General features: G+C 63.3%; 4 protein-coding genes. 3 read left to right on the top strand and 1 reads right to left on the bottom strand.

Translation table 11 applies throughout. The annotated features are described in order from the left end of the window. Positions 1 to 851, bottom strand: an 851-nt coding sequence (locus AC1D1P_RS17805; protein WP_477673883.1) for a nitrilase-related carbon-nitrogen hydrolase, incomplete at its 3' end; no start/stop codon positions are given. Positions 852 to 875: 24 nt separating this feature from the next. Between AC1D1P_RS17805 and AC1D1P_RS17800 the strand changes: the two genes are divergently transcribed. From AC1D1P_RS17800 to AC1D1P_RS17790, 3 genes are all read left to right on the top strand, one after another. Continuing rightward, positions 876 to 2,117 (top strand): GNAT family N-acetyltransferase, encoded by a 1,242-nt coding sequence (locus AC1D1P_RS17800; RefSeq protein ID WP_477673882.1) that lies wholly within the window; start codon positions 876 to 878, stop codon positions 2,115 to 2,117. 201 nt (positions 2,118 to 2,318) lie between these two features. Further along, positions 2,319 to 2,651 (top strand): hypothetical protein, encoded by a 333-nt coding sequence (locus AC1D1P_RS17795; RefSeq protein WP_477673881.1) that lies wholly within the window; start codon positions 2,319 to 2,321, stop codon positions 2,649 to 2,651. Between the two features lie 240 nt (positions 2,652 to 2,891). Further along, on the top strand, positions 2,892 to 3,576 hold a 685-nt coding region (locus AC1D1P_RS17790), incomplete at its 3' end, for a hypothetical protein (protein ID WP_477673880.1).

Raw genomic sequence — 3,576 nt, 5'->3', positions numbered from 1 at the left:
TCCCACAAGTCCGCCTCGTGGCTGCGTTCCGGCGCCGTGCCTGCTATTAATTTAATAGCTGCTTGCGCACGTCCCGCCTCGATTACAAACAGATTTTCCTTGAAACTTTCAGCCCTTCCGGCCAGCGTGCCATCGGCCTGCAGCGCAAAAGACGCCCCTTCAAACACGATTTCGTCCTGCCCACCTACCAGGTGCGCATAAATCAGCGGCAACCCGGTAGCCTGCGCCCGGACCTGCATCATCTGCTCGCGTTCGCCGCCTTTGCCGACATGAAACGGCGACGCGTTGATGACCGCCAGCAGTTCGGCCCCCGCTTCCCTGGCCAGGCGTGCCGGCTCTTCAAACCAGGCGTCTTCGCAGATCAGCAGCCCGACGCTGACGGCGTCATCGCCCTCCCCGGCCTGGAAGACGCAAGTGCCCTGCCCCGGCGTGAAATAGCGGCGTTCGTCAAACACCTGGTAATTCGGCAGTTCGCGCTTGGCATGGGTGTCGACGACGCGGCCCTCGCGCAGCACCCTGGCCGCGTTGTGGCGCTGCTGCACTTCCACGCTTTTGGTGCGCAGCCCCTTGCCGTTGTCGCCGTGGGTGGGCGTGCCCACCACCACTGTCAGGCCTTTTAACCCGGCCAGCTCGCGGGCCACCAGATTCACGGCATCATCACAGGCCTGGATGAACGATGGGCGCAAGAACAGGTCTTCTGCCGCATAGCCGCAAATGGCCAGCTCAGGCGTCAGCAGCAGCCGGGCGCCGCCCTCATAGGCCGTGCGGGCAGCGTCGATGATCTTTTGCGCATTACCCGGCATATCGCCGACGCAATAGTTCAATTGGGCAACGCAGATTTTGAGTGGCATGTTGAAGTAGAACCCCGAAAACACGTGAAAAAGAACTCAAACGATTATGTCATTCGCGTGCTGAATTCACCGCTGGAGGTGAATGCGGCCGAGTGGAACGCCCTGCTGGCGGCACAAAGCCCGGGCGAGCCCGCGAACCCCTTCATGCGCCACGAATACCTGGCCGCGCTGCACGAAAGCGGCAGCGCCACGCCCGAAACCGGATGGACGCCGCGTTTTGTCACCCTTTGGCAGGGCAAGGTGCTGGCAGGCGCCTCTCCGCTTTACCTCAAGGAGCATTCCTACGGCGAATACGTGTTCGACCACGCCTGGGCCAATGCCTACCAGCAGCATGGGCTTGAGTACTATCCCAAGGCACTGGTCGCCGTGCCCTTCACCCCCGTACCCGGCGCCCGCCTGCTGGCCCGCACGGCCGAAGAACGCAGCCTGCTGATCAAGGCCCTGGTGGCCTGGTGCACCGAGGAAGACCTTTCGTCCCTGCACCTGCTATTTACCGCCGACGAAGATGTCACGGCCTGTGAAGATGCGGGCCTCATGCTGCGTCATACGGTGCAGTTCCACTGGACAGGACCGCCAGCAGGCTACCGCGACTTCGATGACTTCCTGATGTCGCTCAGCCAGGAAAAGCGCAAAAAGATCCGCCAGGAGCGCCGCAAGGTCGCCGACGCGGGCATCACTTTCCGCTGGTCGCTGGGCAAGGACATCAGCAACGCCGACTGGGACTTTTTCTACCGCTGCTACGAGCGCACCTATTACGAGCACGGCAACGCGCCCTACCTCAGCCGCGACTTCTTCCATCGTATGCAGGACACCATGCCGGAGAACTGGCTGCTGTTTGTGGCGGAGCACAACACCGACGGCAAGCGGCGGCCCATCGCGACAAGCCTGATCGCCGTCAGTGCCCGTCCAGAAAGAGATCCTGGCCCAGGAGACGCTGAGAGCCAGTCTCTGGTTGCTTACGGCCGCTACTGGGGCGCTCTTGCCCGTGTCGACTGCCTGCACTTTGAAGCCTGCTACTACCAACCGCTGCAGTGGTGCATTGAGCACGGCTACCAGCGCTTTGAAGGCGGCGCGCAGGGCGAGCACAAAATGGCCCGCGCCCTGCTGCCCGTCAAAACCACCAGCGCCCACTGGCTGGCGCACCCCTCGTTTGCCGATGCGGTCGAGCGTTTCCTGGCGCGAGAAGGCGCCGGCATCGACAACTACATGGACGACCTGGAACGCCGCAGCCCTTTCAGGCAAGCTGCGCCGGGCACTTCGGCTTGAGTGCTTGCTTTCAGCGGCCGCAGGCGCTACGTTTTTCATAGCTGCTCGCGCTCGTCCATATTGGGTTTCATCGACTTTTTTCATAAATATTTTGTGCAAAGCATGCACTGGCCGCGCTTCCGCTTTTACCCGCAGCCACGTAGCACCTGTCATCACACGGGCAAACGTTATTTGCTATAAAGCCCGTTCAAAGGAATTTCCATGAGCAACCAAAACCGCGCCAACGAACGCCCGTACACCGTCAACCTCGTCGAATGCCCAACCCTGACCGCCGACGAGCGCGCAGCGGCCGAACTGCGTTTTCGCATGGCGCTTGAATTCGCATTGGGCGGCCCTGAATATGTGCTTCCCTCGCTGCAGGCCTACATGCTGACGCAAACGCTGCACGAAGGCCTGCCGCTGGAGAACGCCTCGGAAGCGGAGGAACAGGTCATCGCGCTCTGGCAACACGCCGAGACCGACGCGATTCTGGCGGCGATGCGGCCGCTGGGCGACAACCTGGACAACGCACGCTTCGAGATCCTCCCGCTTTGACTCCCCCTGGACCGCTTGGCCGGCGACCCGCTTCGCAGGACAACCACCGCCGCCTGCGGTGGACGCGGAAACGCTGTAACGCTATCGTATTGATAGCTGCTTGCGCCCGTCAGTATTGCGCCAACGGCTCATTTCCCTTAAGGCCCGGCTTGATTTAAGCTCTGTCTTTCACGCCTGTTTCCGAACGGTTTTCAAGGCGCCGGCAGCCACCCTGCAGCCGGCTCAAACCGCTATTTCCCCATGAATGCTCTCGTGACTGCTACACCTGAAAACCCCGCAACGCAGACTGCCGACCCTGCGCCCCCGCTGGGCCGCCCCCACGCCCGGCGTCTGCGTGAGGTCTACCGCTCCGCCGGCTGGCCCTGCCAGGACCTGCTGGAAATCGAACTGCTGGCCACCGGCATGCTGCAGCGCGTGGCCGGCCCTGCAGGCCACGAAACCCTGCGCGTGACCGATGCCGGCGTGGCCTACCTGGCGACCGTGCTCGTGCGCAACCGCTCGGCGCTTTCAAAGCATGAGGCACTGGTCGAGCAGGTGGCCTGCGAAATGGTGCGTGCCGGCCGCATCACCTGGCGCGGCCTGGGCCTGCGCGCCCAGCTGCCGCCCGAAGAAGAAGGCGGCAAGGCCCGCTGGTGCATCGCCCGGCCCGATGTGTTTTCCATCCGCAACACCACGGTGCAGGAATACGTCGAGCCGATCGTGCACGAGATCAAGGTGCACCGCTCCGACCTGCTGGGCGACCTGCGCCGCCCCGAAAAACGCGCCGCCTACCTCGACCTGGGCGGTGAGTGCTGGTATGTGCTCGGTTTCGACGCCAAGGGCCGGCCGATCGGCGATGCCAGCGAGGTGCCGCTGGAGTGCGGTGTGATGGTGCTGGAGAACACGCGCCTGGCCGTTGCGAGGGCCGCACCGCGGCGTACGCGCC

The sequence above is a fragment of the Polaromonas sp. P1_E1_2 genome (assembly GCF_056406035.1).
Note: the sequence above shows the minus strand (reverse complement) of the source record. Positions and strands in the feature narration are given on the sequence as shown.

What these genes read in the sequence shown, in the direction of transcription:
- AC1D1P_RS17795 (WP_477673881.1), top strand. Translation starts at nt 2,319, where the DNA reads ATGAGCAACCAAAACCGCGCCAACGAACGCCCGTACACCGTCAACCTC.